This is a genomic window from Flavobacterium sp. 21.1 (assembly GCF_057801535.1).
Genome location: NZ_JBYNXA010000007.1, coordinates 47333 through 66586, shown reverse-complemented (window position 1 = coordinate 66586; position 19254 = coordinate 47333). Strand labels below are relative to the sequence as shown.

Below are 19254 nucleotides of genomic sequence, written 5' to 3'. Positions count from 1 at the left end.
AATTATCTTGGTAAACCTTTAATTAAAACCACCTGGCTTCCCTGATTTTCACTAGGACGAACGGTTCCGCCATCTACACCTTTAAATGCATCCGTTTTCCATGTGTGAGGCTGAATGGAAAGCATGAAGGTGTCTTCGATACCAATCGTTTCGGATACGTCAATCAATGCGCCGTATTCCCATGAACCTAAGGCAGAAGTCGCACTAAGGAATTTGTTGTTAGGGTCAGTACGTTTGTGATCTAATTCGAAAACTACTTTTAGTTCTTTTGTTGCGATATTATACTGATAGATGTATGCATCATGTGTTTCGTCGCCATATCCGTTGGAATCTTCCTGAATGTAAACGTAGTTTTTGGTTACACAGATGTTATCCGGATTTTGAAATAATTTTGCTTTTCCGTTGCGGTTATCGCCGTCTAAGACCAAAGTCAGTTTACCGGTTAAAGCATTGTTTGCATCTAATTCCAATTTATAAACACGTCCGTATTTTGATCTTGAATTGTCAGCATTAGCTCCAGTGTTGTTTTGACCTGTTACATTGAAGTAGATTTCTCTTTCTTTTCCGGCTTCTTTTCTGTAGTCGATATCCTCAACACGTCCAAACGTAATAGCATTCAGGTTTTGAGCCGCCTGATTGTTCTGTAAACCGGTATTGGTTTTTGCATTTGGAACTTCAACGAACTGAACCGGATATGTGTTGTTCTCAGCCATCGTTCTTTCGTTGGCAACATTGTCGGTGCGTTTTAAAACATAAACTCTTCCGTTGTTTAAATCACCCGTAGATGATTTGTACATCACCAATTGTCCGCCGTAAGTACCGGAATCATCATCACCTAATAAAACCACCGTTTGTGCAGTGTAAGCATTTTTAGATAACGGCACAGCGTTTTCCGTACTCCATCTTCCGAAACCTAAAACTGGTCTTGGCGTCGAGTTATTTGCTTTTGTATCAAAAGGAGTAATACCGTGTACCTGAGACTCGCTGTCGCTTTCACCTGCAGTTAAGAAAAGTGGTCCGAATCCGTGGATTTCAGGCATCGCTAACGTTGCAGAACATAATCTGTTTCCTGATCCATTCGAATTCAGAACATATTCACCTGCAACGGGTTTGAAGGTTTTGTCCAATTTGATTTTTGAAACCGAGAAGTTATCTTCATTATTTACCAAAAAAGTAAAAGTTCCGTCAGCGTTTTTATATAATCCGGAACCGTCAGCCGATCCTCCGAAAGTGTACTCAGGAGTTTCTCTGAAATCGTCCTCACTTGAAAGTAAAGCGTATGTTTTTAATGAAGAGAATTCGGGTTTGGCGTTTAAAAGGGCCGGAGTTACAGAATAATTTTCAATGAAACTTGATTTGATGGCTCATTGGTGGTTGGGGTCGAACCTTCATCATTATTACAGGCAACTAAGCCGATAAGCATTGTTGAACCTAAAAAGGCATAAGTAAACTTCATGTTTTTTTGTTTTTTTGTTAGACAAGGCAAACCTACAGAAGCTATGTTAAGCTAATTTTGCTCGATTATTCTGATAATGTTATTTTTTAAAACATTTTTATTTGAATTTGTTAACTAACTGTAAAATGAAAAATTTCATTTATTTTTGTTATATTTAAAACAAAACACCATCATATTTGTTATAAAAATATTAAAATAAATGGTGGAAGATTACTTTTTTCATTTTGAATTAGTAACTTGCGTTCAAATTACATTTTGTGCGTTTAAGTACTAAATACAACTACTAAATCCCAGTTAATAATGCAAGTTTTAGAAAAAATGAGTTCAGCAGAGGCAATTCAGTTAGAAGACAAATACGGAGCACATAACTATCATCCGCTACCGGTTGTTTTAAGTAAAGGAGAAGGAGTTTATGTGTGGGATGTTGAAGGAAAGAAATATTATGATTTTCTTTCTGCTTATTCTGCTGTAAATCAAGGTCACTGTCATCCAAAGATCGTTGGAGCAATGATGCAGCAGGCACAAACCCTTACGCTTACATCCCGTGCTTTTTACAATGATAAATTGGGCGTTTATGAGGAGTTTGTAACCAAATATTTTGGATTTGACAAGGTATTGCCGATGAATACTGGTGCAGAAGCTGTTGAAACGGCTTTGAAATTGTGCCGTAAATGGGCTTATGAAAAGAAAGGCATTAATGAAAACGAAGCTCAGATAATTGTTTGTGAGAATAACTTCCACGGAAGAACAACAACGATCATATCTTTCTCAAATGATGAGAATGCACGTAAGAACTTCGGTCCTTATACTGCAGGTTTTATCAAAATCGCTTATGATGATATTGACGCTTTGGAAAAAGCAATTACTTCTTCACCAAACATTGCAGGTTTCCTAGTAGAACCGATTCAGGGTGAGGCAGGTGTTTATGTTCCGACCGAAGGTTATTTGGCAAAAGCAAAGGCTTTGTGTGAAAAGCATAATGTTTTATTCATTGCCGATGAAGTTCAAACCGGAATTGCGCGTACCGGAAAATTATTAGCAGTACAGCACGAAAATGTGAAACCGGATGTTTTGATTTTAGGTAAAGCTATCTCAGGAGGTGCTTATCCTGTTTCTGCTGTTTTAGCTGATGATGCTATCATGAATGTGATCAAACCGGGTCAGCATGGTTCTACATTTGGTGGTAACCCTATTGCTGCTGCTGTTGCCATCGCTGCTTTAGAAGTTGTTACTGATGAAAAATTAGCAGAAAATGCAGAACGTTTAGGGCAAATTTTCCGTACTGAAATCGGGAAGTATATTGAAACATCAACGATTGCAACTTTAGTACGCGGAAAAGGATTGTTGAACGCAGTTGTAATTAACGATACGGAAGAAAGTGACATGGCTTGGAATATCTGTATGGCTTTGCGCGATAATGGTTTATTGGCAAAACCTACGCACGGAAACATTATCCGTTTTGCTCCACCTTTAGTTATGACTGAAGAGCAACTTTTAGATTGCGTCCGAATCATCACTGAAACTTTAAAACAGTTTGAAAAATAGATAGAAATAAAAAATCCGCTGAAAAGCGGATTTTTTTTATGTTTTGAGGGAATAATTATTGTCCCAATAGTTCTCTCATTTTTTCTCTCATTAGTGCTTCGTCCTGCATAGCGTCTAATCCAAAATAACTGATCATCGCGATTATTATAGCCAACCAAATCAGTCCCAGAACAATCCCGATTATGCAAAGTACTTTTCCGGTCTTGACATTACCAAGATTTGAATACCGATCTGGATTTCCGGAAGCCAACTTCATATCTTTATTGGCGAGGTAAAGTCCGATTCCTCCTAAAATAGCACCTATTCCGTAACAGAGACATGTTAAAATAGCGAGAACGCCCAAAATGATTGCCGGAGTGGCATTTGGTAATTTTTCCTGGACATCAAAATTTTTAAAGTTAGTTTCTTCCATAATTGTTTTGGTTAGATATAAAAATGCTTAATAAAATAGGAAACGACCATAATTACGGCGTTTACTATTGCTAAAGTTACTATTGGTCTGTGATAATTTCTGGATTTATCGATAAAACTGATTCCAACAAAAGCAAGGAAGAGCAGTAGGGTATAAATAGCCGGATACATCTTGAAAGCCGAAACAAACTCTCCTTTGATCAACAAAAGAAGAGCTCTTTGTGTCCCGCATCCGAAACATTCAATACCCAAGAGTTTTTTGCTTAAGCAGGGCAGCATGTATTCTTCCATAGTAAGCTTTTTCTGAAGCAATTTAACAAAAAAATATAAGTTATAAAATAATGAAAGGATATTTTGAAAGTTTACTAATTTTGAAATCTTAATCGAAAGAAATGAAAACAATTTATATCATACTTATTTTTGCGGTGATGGGTTGGGCTTTTTATGAGCAGACGAAACCGGAGCCAAATATCTTCATTCAGGTTATCGGTGTATTGGTTTTCTTTTTCGGAATGATGAAACTAATGTCGAAAGTATCCTCTAATTCTAAAGATAAAGAAGATGAAGATGTTTAATATTGGAGATAAGGTTTCAGTACTTGATGATGATTTCAACGGGATAGTGGTCGGTTTTCAGAAGGACCAGATTCTGATTGAGACAGAAGACGGTTTTCAAATGTCGTATGCAGCAAATGAATTGGTTAAAGAGCAGGAAGTCAGTGATATAAACTCCTTTACTTCAAATCAGAGTATAAGTCAGATATTAAAAGACAAGGAACTTCCGCAAAAGCGTTCTTTTGTAAAAGAGAAGAAATCTCGTAAAGACGAATTCGTTTTAGAAGTGGATTTGCACATCGAAAAACTGGTGCCATCAAGACGCGGGATGTCGAATTTTGATATTCTGAATCTGCAGATGGAAACAGCAAAAGGACAGTTGGATTTTGCCATTAGAAACAGAATGCCAAAAGTGGTTTTCATCCACGGAGTGGGCGAAGGCGTACTAAAAGCCGAGTTGGATTTTCTTTTAGGCCGTTATGATGGAATTTCGTTTCAGGATGCTAATTATCAAAAATATGGTTTAGGCGCTACCGAAGTTTATATCAAGCAAAACCCGAACCGTTAAGAGTTTACGGAGTGGTAGTATAATTTCCAAATAAATACTCATCGTACACAAAACTGTTTTGTGAACTTACGAATTCCATATTTTTCAGTTTTATCTTGTGATTGTAGCCGGTCACTGTAGTTTCTCCGGTATCAGGATCGGTAGTCGTTATTTCAGTAGTTACAATTTCTACCGTGCCGCCGTCAGCCGCATCCCATTCCTGTTCAACCACCGGTGTTGCCGGCGGAACTGATGAGCAAATTACCGAATTTGAAGCATCGCTGCTATATTTACGGTAGATAACGCTGTTCTCAGATGAGATCGTTGCAATTCTTGGTTGTCCTTCCGGTGTAACTTCATTTGCGAAAAAAGAAGCAGGAATGTCAAGTAATAATAATTCCGGACCATTGATTTTAAATAAAGGATCTTTGTCACTGCATTTCTCAATGGCAACCGAGTCGAAATTGAACGTCTGAACAACCAAATCGCCATCGTCACAAGAGGTTAGAAGCAATACGCAAACCAATAATCCTACTATTTTTCTCATAAGTGTATTTTTTTAAATGGTTGTGATTTTACCATTTTTAAAATTTCAATTTTCAGGATGTTTTGCCTCATAATATGTAAAGGCATGGGACAAAAATAACATTTTTAGATTGTAAAAGCTAATAAAAGCCCTGTTGAAAATTCAGTATTATTCCTATATTTGGTGGCCAAATGAAAAATTTATTTATGTCATCTAAACACCAAACCAATTATCCTGCTCTTTATACGCTGATTACCGTTTTCTTTTTTTGGGGATTTATCGCAGCAGGAAACAGTATTTTCATTCCTTTTTGTAAAAGTTATTTTCAACTTGACCAATTTCAGTCCCAGTTAGTTGATTTCGCATTTTATACAGCCTATTACGTTGGAGCTTTGCTGCTTTTCATCTTCGGAACCTCAAAACAGAAAGACATTGTAGGTAGTTGGGGATACAAAAAAAGTATCGTTTTTGGATTATTGTTTTCCGCTTTGGGAGCAGGAGCCATGATTATTGCAGTGGAAGCAAATCTTTACGCAGGAATGCTGGCCGGATTGTTTATTGTGGCATTAGGTTTTTCATTACAGCAAACGGCTGCAAACCCATTCGCAATTTCATTAGGAAATCCTAAAACAGGTGCAGATCGTGTAAATCTTGGAGGAGGAATTAACTCTTTTGGTACGACTATCGGACCATTGGTTGTTGCTTTCGCTCTTTTCGGAACTACAGCTTCTGTTACGGATGACCAGATCAAGGATTTGGATTTGAATAAGGTAGTTTTATTATATATCTGTGTTGGATTGTTGTTCGTTGCTGCGGCAGCAATGTTCAGATTTTCTAAAAAAGTGCCGGAGGGAATTTCCAATGAGCCGATGGAGAAGGCTAATAAGGCACTGCGCACTTTGGTTGTTATGACCGGATTACTGGCAATTATGTTTGCTCCTGTGTTCAACAGTTATAAAAGTGAGGAGGCCGGCACGATTGAAATGTTAGAAAACAGAATTGAAACTATAAAGAAAGAAAGTTTTGGCCGAAAAGTAAAAGAATTGTCCGGTGATGATCTTTTTAAATTCAGAGCAGAGGTTAAGGATCATGAAGCCGAAATCAAAGAAATAAAAAGCGGATTAGAAAAATACAGAATGTACTGGCTGTTTGGTGCTTTAACAGTTGTAGTGGGCGGATTGCTTTTCTCGTACAAATCAGCGCAAAAGAACAGCGAAGGTTGGGGAGCAATGCAGTACCCGCAATTAGTGCTGGGAATGTTGGCTATTTTTACCTATGTTGGAGTAGAAGTAGCGATTGGAAGTAATTTAACGGAGTTATTGAAACTGAAAGAATTCGGTGCCTTTACCGTTTCAGACAGTGCACCATATATTTCGATGTATTGGGGAAGTTTGATGATAGGGCGTTGGGCCGGAGCTATCAGTGTTTTCCATTTGAATTCAGCTAAGAAAACCATGGCTTTAATCATTGTTCCGTTAATCGCTTTTTCAGTGATTATCGGTGTAAATATGTTGGCGAAGAAAGACATGTCTGCTTTATATTATTATGTGGTATGTGTTGTTTTACAGGTGGTGGCTTTCTTCATCAGTAAAGACAAACCTGCACGTACATTAACTGTTTTTTCAGCTTTCGGCGTAGCAGCAATGTTAATCGGATTGTTTTCAACAGGGACAGTTGCAATATACGCTTTCTTAGCAGGTGGTTTAGCTTGTAGTATTATGTGGCCGGCTATTTTCAGTTTAGCGATTATCGGTTTAGGTAAATACACTTCACAGGGTTCTGCATTCCTGGTAATGATGATTTTAGGTGGAGGAATTATTCCGCCGATCCAAGGAAAATTATCAGATATCATCGGAATTCACCAATCCTACATTATTCCGGTAGTATGTTTCGGTTATTTGTTGTTCTTCGCAGTAGCTGTAAAATCAATTCTTAAAAAGCAGGGAATCGAGGTGGATGAAATTGAAGCCGAGGGCGGACACTAATTCCAAATCTTAATAAAATAATAATATCAGATTCGGAGCAGAGGAAATGCCTTACCTTTGCTCCGAATTTCTTTTTTATGCGTATCAATAAATACTATCTGGCTGCCATTACGGCTTTCGTTATATGGGGTTTCTTCAGTCTGGCATTAAAGCCGATTCACCATTATCCATCATTGGATATACTGTTTTATCGTGTGTTTTTGAGTGTGGTGCTTATTTCTGCCATTAATCTTTTTCTAAGAAGAAAAGTACTTCTGAAAGACTGGAAAAATTTTCAGAAACAGACCAAATCAGATAAGAATAAGATCATTCGTGTGAATGTCGGCGGAGGATTACTGCTTACGGCCAATTGGTTTATATTCATTTTTGTGATGAACCACATCAGCGTGAAAGCCGCATCATTTGCTTATTTAGTTTGCCCGATTCTCACTACGGTTTTGGCCTTTTTTATTTTAAAAGAAAGATTGAGTAAGTGGCAGTGGATTGCGGTAGGAATCAGCGTTTCAGGATGCGTACTACTGTCTTTCAATAGTTTTGCGGATATTTTCTACAGTCTGATTGTAGCTTTGACATACGCTCTATATCTGGTTACACAACGAAAAAATACTCAGGTGGATAAGCTTGTCGGACTTAATATTCAGATTCTGACAGCAGGATTAATTATTCTCCCGTTTTTCCCGGCATTTAGCGGGCCGGTTCCAACGGAAAGTTTGTTCTACATCTGTTTGCTTTTCATTGTGGTCCTTTTTACGATAATCCCCTTGTTTTTGAACTTGTACGCACTTAAAGGAGTGAATTCATCAACGGTAGGAATCATGTTATATATCAATCCGATACTGAATTTCCTCTTAGCTGTTTTTTACTACAAGGAAGAAGTGACCGAAATACAGATGATCTCTTATTCACTGATTTTAATTTCCATTATAGTTTTCAACGAAAAACTTATCTTTAACAGAAAATTGAAAGACAACAGAGTTACGGAATAAAATGAAAAACATATACCTAGATAACGCGTCTACAACTCCAATTCGTCCGGAAGTCGTACAGGAAATGACAAAAGTGCTTTCGGAAGATTTCGGAAATCCTTCTTCTACACACAGTTTTGGTCGTAGTGCTAAAGTATTGGTGGAATCGGCCCGAAAATCGATCGCTAAACACATAAACGCGAATGCATCTGAAATTATTTTTACTTCCTGCGGAACAGAAGCCAACAACTGGATTTTGCGTTCCTGTGTTCGCGATCTGAAAATCGAAAGAATCATTACAAGTAAAATTGAACATCACGCGGTTTTACATACAGCGGAAATGTTAGTGCAGGAGTATGGTATTCAGGTGGATTTTGTGAACATAAAATCCAATGGTGAAGTAGATTTTACGGATCTGGTGGAGTTGCTTTCACAAAACAAAAAGACATTGGTGAGTTTAATGCACGTGAATAACGAAATCGGAACGGTTCTGAATCTGGAAAAAGCCGTTCGAATCAGTCACGATTATAACGCCTTATTTCATACCGATACGGTTCAGTCGATCGGAAAAACAGAAATCGATGTGCAAAATGTACCGGTTGATTTTCTGGTTGCCAGTGCGCATAAATTTCATGGTCCAAAAGGAGCAGGGTTTGCTTATGTGAAGAAAAATTCCGGTTTGCAGCCCATGATTTACGGTGGTGAGCAGGAGAAAGGTCAGCGTGCCGGTACGGAAGCCGTGCATCAAATTGTTGGAATGGCAAAAGCTCTTGAATTGTCCTATGAAAATCTTGAAGCCGAAAGAAGGCTGATATCGGAATTAAAAAAATATACCATTGAACGTTTGGAAGTTGATTTCCCTGATTTTAAGATCAATGGAGAGGAAACGTTTTATAATATACTGAATGTGAATTTACCGTTATCCGAAGAAAAAACTTCGATGCTGTTGTTTCATTTGGATATGAAAGGAATTGCTGTTTCCCGTGGCAGCGCCTGTCAGAGCGGAAGTATCAAACCATCTCACGTTTTAGCTGAAATTCTTGATAGTGAAGAAGTGAAAAAACCGAATTTGCGGATTTCTTTCAGCCATTATAATTCGAAAGACGATGTCGATTCCTTTATGGAAGTATTAAAAAGTATATAGCAAGAAGCAGCAACTAAGCTGCTTTTTTTATTTCGGATTTGTGTTGCTTTTTTCCTGATTCCTTTTTTTCTCTTTTTCCTGCTTTTTAAAATAGCCTCTGAAGAGAAAATTATGTTTCATGGCTTCCATGTTCTCATTCAGTTTTATGCTCGCCTTATTAATGTTGCTCATGGTGGAATCTATTTTCTGAACGAGTTTCGGATCGTTAGAGAGATAATTTATGGCGCCTTTTCCATCTTTGGCGTTTGCTATCGTTGCGTTTAGATTCTTAACAGCATCGTCAATCTTCAGGCTGGAATTCTCCAGGTTTTTTACCATTTGTTTTATTGAATTTGCAATTGCCGGATCGTTTAATGTCCCAATGACATTGTCTTTTCGGTTTAAGGAAACAATCAGCTCATTTAAACTCGCAGCCGATTCCTTAAGATTTTGGCCTGTTTCTTTTAAATCAGATGCCATTTCTGTATTGCTTATCAGCATTCCTATGGTGCCTTTTCCTTCGGTAATTTCTTTTGTTATTGTAACGAGGTTGGAAGTTATGGCGGCTGCATTTTCATTAGTTACACTCAATGTTTTAAGCATTTCTTCCGTACTGACACGATTTAGGGATTTCAGCGTATCACCTTCTGTAACGGAACCGGTCTTGCCTGTTCCCGGAAGAATGCTGATGATTTTATTTCCGACCAAGCCGTCTGAGCTAATTGTCGCGGAAGCATCTTTATCTATATATGTAACAATTTTATTGTCGATGTCCATTTTTACTTTGATAACTGTATCGCTAATCATTTCGATAGCGGTGACCGTACCAACATTGACACCGGAATAGCGTACATTATTTCCAAGTTGCAATCCGTTTACGTTGCTAAAAATGGCATTTATCTCGGTATTTTTACCAAATATATTTTGCTTTTTACCAATAAAATATACGGCGAGAATAAAGAGTAATAAACCGACGATAACGAATATTCCGAGTTTTATTTTCTGTCCTGTTGTTTTTTCCATCGTCATATCATTTAAAAAATGCCTGTATTTTAGGATCCTTTGAAGAAGCAAGTTCCTGAAAAGTGCCTTCAGCATAATTAATTCCGTCCAGCAACAGTATCATTCGGTTTGAAATTACACGCGCGCAATCCACATCATGAGTAATGATGAGCGATGATGTTTTGTATTTTTTCTGTACCGATTGCATCAGCATTATAATTTCTTTTGATGTGATAGGATCTAACCCTGTTGTTGGTTCATCATATAATATTATTTTAGGTTGGAGTATTAATGTTCGCGCAAGTGCTATTCTGCGCTTCATTCCTCCCGATAGTTCACTCGGCATCAAGTCGATCGCATTTTCAAGTCCCACATTCTGTAATGCAGTGACTACCATTGGTGTTGTATCTTCAATGATTCCAAATTTTTTGGTGTGTCTTCGTAAGGGAAATTCCAGATTTTCTCTAACGGACATCGAATCATACAGCGCACTTCCCTGAAAAAGAAAGCCGATTTCGGTGCGCAATTCATCCAAATCCTCCTGCTCCAATTCCAGAATATCTTTTCCCATGATTTCGATCGATCCGCTGTCCGGTTCTTCTAGCCCCACGAGACATTTGATCATAACTGATTTTCCCGCACCCGATTTTCCCATTATAACCAGATTCTCACCTTCGTTAAGAACCATATTAAACCCGTTCAGGACTTCAGTAGCGCCATAGCTCTTCTTAAGATCCTTGATTACGATTACTGGTTTATCGAAAGTGGTCGTTTCCATAATTATTGATTATAAAATATATCGGTTACCAGAACGGCTATAAAATCAATAATAAAAAGCAGCATCGACGTATAAACTACCGCCGAATTTGCTGCAATTCCAACGCCGGCAGTTCCTTTTTTGCAATTGTATCCTTTAAAACAGCCAACCAGTCCAATGGCAAATCCAAAAAAGAAGGTTTTTATGGTGGAAGGAATCAGATCACTGAATTCCAGATGTCTGAAAACCTGATTAAAATACAGCAGAAAAGATACATTCCCTTTTGTGTGTTCCACCAGAAAGGAGCCGTAAATTGCAATGGCATCCGCAAAGAAAACCAGAATAGGGAGCATGAAAGTAGTGGCTAAAATTCTCGTGACTACCAAGTATTTAAAAGGATTCGTCCCGGAAACTTCCATCGCGTCAATTTGTTCTGTTACCCGCATTGAACCTAATTCGGCACCAATTCCCGAACCGATTCGCCCGGCGCAGATTAAGGCCGTAATAATCGGTCCGATTTCCCGAATGATGGAAATACTGACCATTGACGGCATCCAGGATACTGCACCAAATTCCTGAAGCGTAGGGCGTGACTGCAATGTAAAAACCAATCCGATGATGAATCCGGTGACTCCTACCAAAAGAAGTGACTGATTTCCCATGGCATAACATTGACGCAGGAATTCCTTGAACTCATAAGGAGGCTTGAAGACTTCTTTAAAAAACCGATGCGCAAAATAGGTGAGTTCTCCAATTTCAGCGAAAAAGGGTTGAATCGGTTCAACTATTTTACTATTTGTATTCATCGTTTAAGGTATTGGAAAAAACAATAAATCCGTTTCGTCTTCACAAAACGGATTTAGTATCGATTTATAATGCTTTAAATTGCATCGGTTTCCTTAGTATTCGACGAGTCATTTTATTCTGCCGTTGTAGGATCGATGATTGAAGCTACCTGACTCACTGAATTTGCCGGGAATCCACCTTGTTTTGCATGCTCACGAACCATTTCTTCATTCGCGGCGATATAAACACAATAGATCTTGTCGTCTGTGACATAACTGTGAACCCACTGAATATCGGGTCCCATTTTAATCAGTACACCACAAGAGGTTTGTGCAATATCTTTCAATTGTTGTGCGTTAAGTTTACCGGCTCCCGGGATTTCTCTTTCTATTACATACTTTGGCATAGCATTTAAATTTTTGGTTACTATTTTTTACTGCTGATTGCAATACTTTTTTTTTGAATATGATACCAGATCGTCTCAAAAGGGAATATTAAAGTTACGAATTAATGTTTTTCTTGTTAATTGACTGAAAGTTAAATCGTTGTAGTAATAAAAAAAACCGTTCTGTTTACACAAAACGGATTTTTTAACACATCAGATCATCTATTTTTTTGGAGCTGGTGTGGCAGCTGTTTTTGCTTTTTTATTACCCGGATGTTTTAGTTCCGTTACAACCATCTTAATAGGCATCATGCCCAGATTTTTTGCCATATGCGTTACTGCAGGTATAAATAATGCATCGCCGGCTTTAATATCCATTACTACAGGAGCTTTGCCTTTATCTGTGATTTCTAATTTCCCGTCTGTGAGTGCATACGCAACATGGTTGGGATGACTATGCCACGGAGTAGACTGTCCTGCGGCAAGTTCGATTTCGATTACTCTGACATGGTCATTATCGAGTACTACTTTTTTGTAAATGGTCGGAGCTACCACAACGGGATCCTGAGCATACAGATGGTTGCTGAGTATAGGAAGCACTCCGAAAAGGAATAACATTGAAACTAGTTTGATTGCTTTCATCGTATTTTCATTTTTTTAATTGTTATGATTCGTTTTTTGTCATCTTGTTCAGAACAAGTTTAAAGGTCGAAATTCAAAATAATAGCAAACAATTAAGTGTACGATGGAATGAGGCGGTAATAAATTCTCCCTAAATATTTAGGAAATAAAATAATTAATAAAAATAGCAAGCGCTTGAATAACAGTATTTTAGTCAGTGCTAAATTACAAAAAATTATGCAGATTTTGATTCGTTTTTGCTATACGTCGATTTATTAATCAAAATTTAAGTTATACTGACTATCATAAACAAACCTTTTTATACGTCAATAGATTTTTTAATGATTTCAACAAAATTTGCTTTGCTGATAGGTTTCACTATGTAGTCGGAAACGTCATTGATATTTTTAGCCCTTGAAATATCTTCCGGAGATACTGATGACGTAATAATGTAAATAATAATGGACTTACTTATCTGGGGTTTAATAGCTTTATATTCGTCCAAAAATTGCCATCCGTCCATTATAGGCATAAAGAGATCCAGGAAAATTATATCAGGCAATAAATCAGGATTATTTGCATTTTCGGTCAAATAATCTATTGTTTCCTGGCCATTGCCAAAGACTTTAGTTAAATCAACCAGATTAGTTTCTGCAACTATCCGCTTGGTTAAATATACAATAATCTCATCATCATCAACCAGAACAATTTTTTTCTGTTCATTCATATGGCAGGAATTTTTTATTTCAAATTATTGATAATTTTTTCAAATGGGGTTTAAATATTTTTTTCATTTTGGAGGATGATTGACTATCATCCAAAATAATCCAAGATCTTTAATAGTATTGAAAAAATCGGTACTTTCGACCGGTTTTACTATATAACTGTTTGCCCCAAGTTCGTAACATCGTTTAACATCAGGATCTTCTTTAGACGAGGTAAGCATTACAATGGGAATTGTTTTGTGTTGCTCATCGGATTTTAATTTTTGAAGCACTTCTATACCTGATAGTTTTGGCATCTTTAAATCCAATAATATCAATTTGGGATGTTCCTTATCGTTTCGGGAAGAATAAGCACCAAGACAATAGATAAAATCCAATGCTTCCGCTCCGTCTTTAACATGGAAAATGGTATTGGTCAAACCACTTTTTTTAAGGGCATGTGTTGTTAATATAACATCATCTATATTGTCATCAACAAGTAAAATTTCGACATTATTGTAATTCATAGTATCTTGATTTATGAGTTGTTTTTCGGTAAGCTGAAATAGAAAGTACTTCCTTCATTTAATTTGGATTCCGCCCACACTTTTCCGTTATGGCGGTGAACTATTTTCTGAATAATCGCCAGGCCAATTCCGGTCCCTTCAAATTCTTCCTGCGAGTGTAATCGTTGGAAAACGCCAAAAAGTTTGTCATAATACTGCATGTCGAATCCCACTCCGTTGTCTTTTACATAATAAACAATAACATCATTTTGATCGTAGGAGCCAATTTCAATTTGTGCATCGGGGTTATGTTTCGAGAATTTTATCGCGTTCGATATCAGATTGACCCAGACTTGTTTGATTAATGTGAGTGTACCTTTTGTGGTGGCTAACTCATTTATAATAAATTTGATTTCTTTTGAATTCCATGCCATTTCCTCAGCGACTATCGATTTTACCATCGCGGTCATATTAATTTCGATAGTCGTCAGTTCGGTTCTTCCCAACCTTGAAAAAGTGAGCAGATCATCAATGAGTTCTCCCATTTTTTTTGAATTTTTTATGATTGCAGTAAGAGCATTTTGCCCGTCGGGATCCATTTTTGCAGCATAATCTTCCTGAATGATTTGAGAATAACCGTTAATGGCTCTTAGGGGAGACCGTAAATCATGGGAAATGGAATAGGAAAAGGCTTCCAGTTCCTTGTTTACCTCTAAGTATTGTTCTTCCGAGTTTTTGAGATCACTGATATCCGTCTCAACGAATACTAGTTTACTTAACTGTCCGTCGGGATCGAAAATAGGAGTTAAGGTTGTTTGGATCCATAACTGGTGGGAGCTTTTAGTCGGAGTCATGTTTTCATAAGTGACTGACTTACGTAGACCAATGGATTCATTAATTAAATTTTCTATGTTATCATTACCGCTGACTTCAAAAATATTCCGCCCTCTTTTTTTAGTATATTCTTCAATGGATTCCCATCCGAATAATTTTGAAAAACCCTCGTTAAACCATTCAACATCCCCATTTGCGTCGGTAATAAAAACGCCGTTAGCAGTTTCACGTGCTACAATGGAAAGCTTTTCAAGTTCTTTGTTTTTATCTTCAATTATTTTATTTGCTTTTGCTTTAATGGTAAAGCGGCTATAAATTACAGCTAATAGCAAGAGCATCATCAGGATACTTGCCAAGAGGTAATTACTAATCGTATTCTGTTGTTTTAATTTTGTGTTTTGTAATTCGCGGTTTTTATTGAGCAGGGAAATTTCCTTATCCTTTTTTTCCGATTCATATTCTACCTGTAATCGGATTAAAGTTTTTGCTTTTTCTTCATTAAGAACGCTGTCAGAATACTTTTCATAGAGCACGCGATTTTTGTAGGCCTTTTCAGCTTCATTTTGAGCGAGATATATTTCGGAGAGTATTCGGTAGTGATTTTTTAAATGTCCCATATAATCACCACTTTGTGCCAATTTCATATATTCTTTGGACAATTCAAGTGCCTTGTCGTAATCTTTGTTCTCTTTGTAAGTGATAATGATTTTTTGTAAAACATCCAGCGTATAATTCAGATTTTTACTTTTTTTACCGGCATTATAGGATTTTATGTAGTAATCTAAAGCAACATCATATTTTTTTTGAGCATAAAATGCTTCACCAATATTTTCATAATTAATACCTGTCCTTACTTCATCCTTTAATTCCTCTGCTATTTTTAAGGATTGGAACGAATACTCGAGTGATTTTTTTAAGTATTCTTCAGACGGGTTTAATCGGTTGTAACTAAGATATAAATTGGAAATATTGAGTAGAGAAACGCATATTCTTTCCTGATTATTGATTACTTTATAATAGTTTAGAGCCTTGTTATATAATGTTAGGGCTTTCTGAATATAAGAAGTTTCGTTCATGCTGGCTGATTGATCCATATTTACATGTCCCATCACCATATAGCAGGACGCTACTTTGAGTTTATTATCTATTTCATCATACAGATTCAGTGATTTTGAAAAGTTATCTATAGATTTCGAATAAATATGGATTTCTTTATAAATGTACCCCAATTCAAAGTAGGCATCGGCCAGTCCGGCTTTATCGTGAAGTTCTTCAAATATCTTAAGTGCGGCGATGGTTTTATCGAGTGCGAACGTCATATTGTTCTGTTGCCGATAAATTTTGGAGAAGACCAAAAATGCGTTAGCTTTTACTTTTGAAGAATTGATTTTATGGGATAGGTCAATTGCTTCAGAGGCATAAAGTTGCGCTTTTTTTATATCGTATTGAATCAACTCGTTGCTTAATGAAACTAATGCATTAGCTTTACTACTGTCTGTTGTGGCAGTTTTAATGATATTTTCGAGTGAGTCCCTTGCTTTAAAATTTTGCGCAATAATTTTGCACTGCATTGATGTAATGCATTGAAGAAGCAGAAGTTGTATGAAAAATAATTTTTTCAAAAACAGAGAATAGTAACATAAAGTTAATGAATACTATAGATAATACGAAGATGACTCCGAAAAAATAGCTTTTTAAATAGGGAATTGGTAGCGGACAACTTTTAAATTTCACTTGTTTTCTGAACTATTTCCCTAATAATTGTATCCAAATCCAATGCGGTTGTTTCTAATCGTGTAAGTATTTCAATATTTTCAGGATCGGAAGGATCTTCCAAATTGAACATGCTGATTAACCCTAAAATATCAGCAACCGGTCTTCTGATCTGGTGTGACTGAAGGAAGGCAATTTCAATAAGTTTTTTGTTTTGTTGTTTTATTCTTTCGTCCGCAATTCTTTTTTCATTTTTTTCGTGGGTTTCTTTCAGGGCGCGAACGATTTTTTGATATAAGGTGAACAGTTTATCTTTCTGAGCATAATCGGTAATTCCATTTTTAATCAGTTCAACGGCTTTTTCTTCCCCGATGGCACCGGAAACAATTATAAAAGGAATGTCCGGTGATTCTTCTTGTTTGATACGAAAAGCGCTCAGGCCGTCAAAAGAAGGGAGGTTGAAGTCGGATAATATTAAATCGGGACTGAAATTCTTGAGGGCATTTTCAAAGGCTTCGCGGGTCTGCACAATTTCGGTAACAAAATTCAATTCGGATTTTTTCAATTCCCGAATGAGTAAATCAGCATCACTTAAAGTGTCTTCGAGCAGAAGTATTTTTAACCGGTCACTCATGATTAAACAGTTTAATTATCTATGAAAATCTGTTGATAATTGGCATGTCAGGTCTTTAATTCCTTTAAAGAACAGTACACTATCTGAATGCTCGTAACTAAAATTACGAAAAATCCGTTCTGTTTTCACAAAACGGATTTAGAATTATAGATTTTAAACCGGAATTAGTTTTCTTCCGGCTTCGGTTTGTTAGTATCCATCATTTCCATTAATTTGAGTCCCAGCAAGCCACTGATGCTGCCATCAGATCCATTTGAACCTGAAATTAAGACATCCGGAATAACTTTGATGTTTCCTTTTCCGATTTCTTCCGTGATTTTATATTTCGTAAAGTTGTCGCCACCCATCGCTGAAACCTGTAATTGGTAGGCTTCTGCAGTAGATTTACCAATAGCCATGATTTTTTCTGCTTCCGCTAAACCGGTTTTTGAAATCTTTTCTGCTTCGGCACTTGCATTTAAACGGGTTGCTTCAGCTTGTGCTCCGGCTCTTGCTTTAAGGGCTTCCGCTTCTGCATTGGCGCGCATTTTTGTTGCTTCTGCTTCGGCATTCACATTCAGTTTTAAACTGGTTGCATCACCTTCTGCTTTCTTAACAGTCGCATCTGCCGTGCGTTGAGCGATCTCAACACTTTGCGAAGCTCGAACGATTTCTTTCTGCATATCGGCAATAGCGGTTTCTTTTTCAACTCCCTGACGTTGTTCCTGTGCCATTTTTTGCGTTTGATACGTTTTTTGTTCTTCTTCAGCAATCTTTCTGTCAGTTAACGTTTTCATTAATGAATCCGGGGGAACGATATCACCAATTAAGGTGTCAACAGCATTTACGTTATATTCATCCAAAACCGTTTTGATATGGTTTTTAGCTGATTCCTGACGTTCTTTTCTAGTACTTAAGAATGAAATCACATCACTGTCCTGAGCAGAGTTTCGGAAATAGTTGCCAATGGTTGGTTCTAAAACCTGCGATACAAGATTTGTCATGCTTCCGAAGCGGGCAATAACTTTTGGCGCTTCATTGGCGGGAACGTGAATGATCTGCGCTACATCAAGATTGAATGGGAAACCGTCTTTAGAACGTACCGTTATGGTTGACAGGTTTTTATCCAAATCATGTGATTCACTTCTGGCATTCGCCCAGTTTAGAACTAAGTTGGTTGTTGGAACAGGTTCCAATTTGGTGGTGTATTTGTTTAGCGCATATTTACCAGGTCCAAGCGGTTCCATCCAAACTCCGCGTTGTCCTTTGGAAACAATATTACCGTGTTTAAATGTCTCTCCGGTAACGTCCTGACCATCTTCTCCGATATAAGAAATCACCACGCCAACATACCCGATAGGCACATCAGTCATCGGATTTTGCTCAATTTGAACTGCCCATGTATTGATGTAATAAGAACCGGCCAGCATTACCTGAGGCTGAAGTCCTCTGTTACCACCATCTTCCAGAAATTTATCAAAGTCCTGAAAGTTGTTGTGACCGTTAACGAATTTACCGGCAATCTGTCCAAGCGGAATTGGATCACCATCCAAGGCCGTTACCACACCGACCATATTTTCATAAATTTTTACCTGATCAGTAATGATAATCTCAAACAGGAATGTATTGATACGGTAAGATCCACTGGTGATAAATGCAGTCTGACGTCCTTTTTGTCCGCCGTTATTTAAGAAGGCAGTGGCATCCTGAAAGTTATCGCTTTCGACTTTTCTTGCCAAAATTCTACCGGTCGGGATTTCTTTACCATCTTTACTTAAGACCTGCCCAATCTTTCCTTCCGGAATGATGGTAAACGGACTCATGTCTACCGAATACTGCCAGATCCACATCATCCAGTATAAACCCGGAGCAAGTGTTTGTGCCTGGAAACCGGCTTCTCCTTTGGTCGCAATGATACGGCCATCAGGTAGGGAACGATCGGTTCCGAAAAGAACGAATTTTTTTGTTACCAAACCAATTTTGTCTTCAGGAACGATTACCATTCCAAAGAAAACACGCAAAACAAATTTGTAAAAAACCACGGACAATACGATAAGTATTAACCACCAAAAAGATAAAATTGTTGTCATTTAATTAATAATTTAATGTGAATTTGGTTTGATTTTTAGAAATGATTAATATGAAAAATGAATGTAAGATCATTTTATTATTAACCGGAATCATGTTGAAGTGTAGATTTTGATTCCCTTTTTGAAGATAC

Annotated in this window: 21 protein-coding genes; 6 read left to right on the top strand and 15 right to left on the bottom strand. The window is 37.3% G+C overall.

The genetic code is table 11. From position 1 onward, the window contains the following. Positions 1-2: 2 nt before the first annotated feature. Both AC3E9U_RS15675 and AC3E9U_RS15670 read right to left on the bottom strand, forming a co-directional pair. The gene (locus tag AC3E9U_RS15675; protein ID WP_488747872.1) at positions 3-1169 is read right to left on the bottom strand and encodes a PhoX family protein; all 1167 of its coding nucleotides are present in this window, start codon (positions 1167-1169) and stop codon (positions 3-5) included. 158 nt (positions 1170-1327) lie between these two features. After that, entirely contained in the window at positions 1328-1456 is a 129-nt protein-coding gene (locus AC3E9U_RS15670; protein WP_488747871.1) for a hypothetical protein, read from the bottom strand. Positions 1457-1756: 300 nt separating this feature from the next. Between AC3E9U_RS15670 and rocD the strand changes: the two genes are divergently transcribed. After that, positions 1757-3001, top strand: a complete 1245-nt coding sequence (gene rocD / locus AC3E9U_RS15665) for an ornithine--oxo-acid transaminase (RefSeq protein ID WP_488747870.1) — start codon at positions 1757-1759, stop codon at positions 2999-3001. Positions 3002-3056: 55 nt separating this feature from the next. Here the strand turns inward: rocD and AC3E9U_RS15660 are convergent, their stop codons facing one another. Next, a complete protein-coding gene (locus tag AC3E9U_RS15660) occupies positions 3057-3413 on the bottom strand; it encodes a CCC motif membrane protein (protein WP_488747869.1) in 357 nt (118 codons plus the stop codon). 11 nt (positions 3414-3424) lie between these two features. Further along, complete coding sequence (locus AC3E9U_RS15655; RefSeq protein ID WP_488747868.1) at positions 3425-3703, bottom strand: DUF2752 domain-containing protein; 279 nt, start codon at positions 3701-3703, stop codon at positions 3425-3427. Positions 3704-3804: 101 nt separating this feature from the next. Here AC3E9U_RS15655 and AC3E9U_RS15650 point away from each other — a divergent pair, with 101 nt between their 5' ends. Together AC3E9U_RS15650 and AC3E9U_RS15645 are read left to right on the top strand one after the other, a co-directional pair. Next, entirely contained in the window at positions 3805-3987 is a 183-nt protein-coding gene (locus tag AC3E9U_RS15650; protein WP_488747867.1) for a hypothetical protein, read from the top strand. Then, complete coding sequence (locus AC3E9U_RS15645) at positions 3980-4534, top strand: DUF8465 domain-containing protein (RefSeq protein WP_488747915.1); 555 nt, start codon at positions 3980-3982, stop codon at positions 4532-4534. Before AC3E9U_RS15650 ends, AC3E9U_RS15645 begins: the two co-directional genes overlap by 8 nt. 4 nt (positions 4535-4538) lie before the next feature. Here the strand turns inward: AC3E9U_RS15645 and AC3E9U_RS15640 are convergent, their stop codons facing one another. Then, positions 4539-5060, bottom strand: coding sequence for a hypothetical protein (locus AC3E9U_RS15640; protein WP_488747866.1), 522 nt, complete (start codon positions 5058-5060; stop codon positions 4539-4541). Positions 5061-5245: 185 nt separating this feature from the next. On the opposite strand from AC3E9U_RS15640, the gene AC3E9U_RS15635 reads away from it, so the two are divergent. The 3 genes from AC3E9U_RS15635 (at position 5246) to AC3E9U_RS15625 (ending at position 9133) form a co-directional block, all read left to right on the top strand. Further along, entirely contained in the window at positions 5246-7024 is a 1779-nt protein-coding gene (locus tag AC3E9U_RS15635; RefSeq protein WP_488747865.1) for an MFS transporter, read from the top strand. Between the two features lie 77 nt (positions 7025-7101). After that, positions 7102-8010 (top strand): EamA family transporter, encoded by a 909-nt coding sequence (locus AC3E9U_RS15630; protein WP_488747864.1) that lies wholly within the window; start codon positions 7102-7104, stop codon positions 8008-8010. A gap of 1 nt (position 8011) precedes the next feature. After that, the gene (locus AC3E9U_RS15625; protein ID WP_488747863.1) at positions 8012-9133 is read left to right on the top strand and encodes a cysteine desulfurase family protein; all 1122 of its coding nucleotides are present in this window, start codon (positions 8012-8014) and stop codon (positions 9131-9133) included. 27 nt (positions 9134-9160) lie between these two features. Here the strand turns inward: AC3E9U_RS15625 and AC3E9U_RS15620 are convergent, their stop codons facing one another. The 10 genes from AC3E9U_RS15620 to AC3E9U_RS15575 all read right to left on the bottom strand — a co-directional run bounded on the left by AC3E9U_RS15620 (position 9161) and on the right by AC3E9U_RS15575 (position 19123). Continuing rightward, positions 9161-10135: an MlaD family protein gene (locus AC3E9U_RS15620; protein WP_488747862.1), complete on the bottom strand. Its 975-nt coding sequence runs from the start codon at positions 10133-10135 to the stop codon at positions 9161-9163. Between the two features lie 7 nt (positions 10136-10142). Then, on the bottom strand, positions 10143-10892 hold the full coding sequence (locus tag AC3E9U_RS15615) for an ABC transporter ATP-binding protein (protein ID WP_488747861.1): 750 nt from the start codon (positions 10890-10892) through the stop codon (positions 10143-10145). Positions 10893-10894: 2 nt separating this feature from the next. Continuing rightward, the gene (locus tag AC3E9U_RS15610; RefSeq protein ID WP_488747860.1) at positions 10895-11677 is read right to left on the bottom strand and encodes an MlaE family ABC transporter permease; all 783 of its coding nucleotides are present in this window, start codon (positions 11675-11677) and stop codon (positions 10895-10897) included. Between the two features lie 113 nt (positions 11678-11790). Beyond that, on the bottom strand, positions 11791-12063 hold the full coding sequence (locus AC3E9U_RS15605) for a DUF4242 domain-containing protein (protein WP_488747859.1): 273 nt from the start codon (positions 12061-12063) through the stop codon (positions 11791-11793). A 201-nt stretch (positions 12064-12264) separates the two neighbouring features. Next, positions 12265-12684 carry a cupin domain-containing protein gene (locus tag AC3E9U_RS15600; protein ID WP_488747858.1) on the bottom strand — a complete coding sequence of 140 codons (420 nt, stop codon included), beginning with the start codon at positions 12682-12684 and terminating at the stop codon, positions 12265-12267. Positions 12685-12982: 298 nt separating this feature from the next. Continuing rightward, positions 12983-13390: a response regulator gene (locus AC3E9U_RS15595; RefSeq protein ID WP_488747857.1), complete on the bottom strand. Its 408-nt coding sequence runs from the start codon at positions 13388-13390 to the stop codon at positions 12983-12985. A 63-nt stretch (positions 13391-13453) separates the two neighbouring features. Continuing rightward, a complete protein-coding gene (locus tag AC3E9U_RS15590) occupies positions 13454-13894 on the bottom strand; it encodes a response regulator (protein ID WP_488747856.1) in 441 nt (146 codons plus the stop codon). A gap of 11 nt (positions 13895-13905) precedes the next feature. Then, positions 13906-16278: an ATP-binding protein gene (locus tag AC3E9U_RS15585; RefSeq protein ID WP_488747855.1), complete on the bottom strand. Its 2373-nt coding sequence runs from the start codon at positions 16276-16278 to the stop codon at positions 13906-13908. A 152-nt stretch (positions 16279-16430) separates the two neighbouring features. Next, positions 16431-17054 (bottom strand): response regulator, encoded by a 624-nt coding sequence (locus AC3E9U_RS15580; protein ID WP_488747854.1) that lies wholly within the window; start codon positions 17052-17054, stop codon positions 16431-16433. A 164-nt stretch (positions 17055-17218) separates the two neighbouring features. Further along, positions 17219-19123, bottom strand: a complete 1905-nt coding sequence (locus tag AC3E9U_RS15575) for an SPFH domain-containing protein (protein WP_488747853.1) — start codon at positions 19121-19123, stop codon at positions 17219-17221. Positions 19124-19254 lie beyond the last annotated feature (131 nt).

What these genes read in the sequence shown, in the direction of transcription:
- AC3E9U_RS15600 (WP_488747858.1), bottom strand. Translation starts at nt 12,684, where the DNA reads ATGAAAGCAATCAAACTAGTTTCAATGTTATTCCTTTTCGGAGTGCTT.
- AC3E9U_RS15630 (WP_488747864.1), top strand. Translation starts at nt 7,102, where the DNA reads ATGCGTATCAATAAATACTATCTGGCTGCCATTACGGCTTTCGTTATA.
- AC3E9U_RS15640 (WP_488747866.1), bottom strand. Translation starts at nt 5,060, where the DNA reads ATGAGAAAAATAGTAGGATTATTGGTTTGCGTATTGCTTCTAACCTCT.
- AC3E9U_RS15590 (WP_488747856.1), bottom strand. Translation starts at nt 13,894, where the DNA reads ATGAATTACAATAATGTCGAAATTTTACTTGTTGATGACAATATAGAT.
- AC3E9U_RS15605 (WP_488747859.1), bottom strand. Translation starts at nt 12,063, where the DNA reads ATGCCAAAGTATGTAATAGAAAGAGAAATCCCGGGAGCCGGTAAACTT.
- AC3E9U_RS15670 (WP_488747871.1), bottom strand. Translation starts at nt 1,456, where the DNA reads ATGAAGTTTACTTATGCCTTTTTAGGTTCAACAATGCTTATCGGCTTA.
- AC3E9U_RS15585 (WP_488747855.1), bottom strand. Translation starts at nt 16,278, where the DNA reads ATGCAGTGCAAAATTATTGCGCAAAATTTTAAAGCAAGGGACTCACTC.
- AC3E9U_RS15625 (WP_488747863.1), top strand. Translation starts at nt 8,012, where the DNA reads ATGAAAAACATATACCTAGATAACGCGTCTACAACTCCAATTCGTCCG.
- AC3E9U_RS15595 (WP_488747857.1), bottom strand. Translation starts at nt 13,390, where the DNA reads ATGAATGAACAGAAAAAAATTGTTCTGGTTGATGATGATGAGATTATT.
- AC3E9U_RS15645 (WP_488747915.1), top strand. Translation starts at nt 3,980, where the DNA reads ATGTTTAATATTGGAGATAAGGTTTCAGTACTTGATGATGATTTCAAC.
- AC3E9U_RS15655 (WP_488747868.1), bottom strand. Translation starts at nt 3,703, where the DNA reads ATGGAAGAATACATGCTGCCCTGCTTAAGCAAAAAACTCTTGGGTATT.
- AC3E9U_RS15660 (WP_488747869.1), bottom strand. Translation starts at nt 3,413, where the DNA reads ATGGAAGAAACTAACTTTAAAAATTTTGATGTCCAGGAAAAATTACCA.
- AC3E9U_RS15610 (WP_488747860.1), bottom strand. Translation starts at nt 11,677, where the DNA reads ATGAATACAAATAGTAAAATAGTTGAACCGATTCAACCCTTTTTCGCT.
- AC3E9U_RS15620 (WP_488747862.1), bottom strand. Translation starts at nt 10,135, where the DNA reads ATGGAAAAAACAACAGGACAGAAAATAAAACTCGGAATATTCGTTATC.
- AC3E9U_RS15635 (WP_488747865.1), top strand. Translation starts at nt 5,246, where the DNA reads ATGTCATCTAAACACCAAACCAATTATCCTGCTCTTTATACGCTGATT.
- rocD (WP_488747870.1), top strand. Translation starts at nt 1,757, where the DNA reads ATGCAAGTTTTAGAAAAAATGAGTTCAGCAGAGGCAATTCAGTTAGAA.
- AC3E9U_RS15650 (WP_488747867.1), top strand. Translation starts at nt 3,805, where the DNA reads ATGAAAACAATTTATATCATACTTATTTTTGCGGTGATGGGTTGGGCT.
- AC3E9U_RS15575 (WP_488747853.1), bottom strand. Translation starts at nt 19,123, where the DNA reads ATGACAACAATTTTATCTTTTTGGTGGTTAATACTTATCGTATTGTCC.
- AC3E9U_RS15615 (WP_488747861.1), bottom strand. Translation starts at nt 10,892, where the DNA reads ATGGAAACGACCACTTTCGATAAACCAGTAATCGTAATCAAGGATCTT.
- AC3E9U_RS15580 (WP_488747854.1), bottom strand. Translation starts at nt 17,054, where the DNA reads ATGAGTGACCGGTTAAAAATACTTCTGCTCGAAGACACTTTAAGTGAT.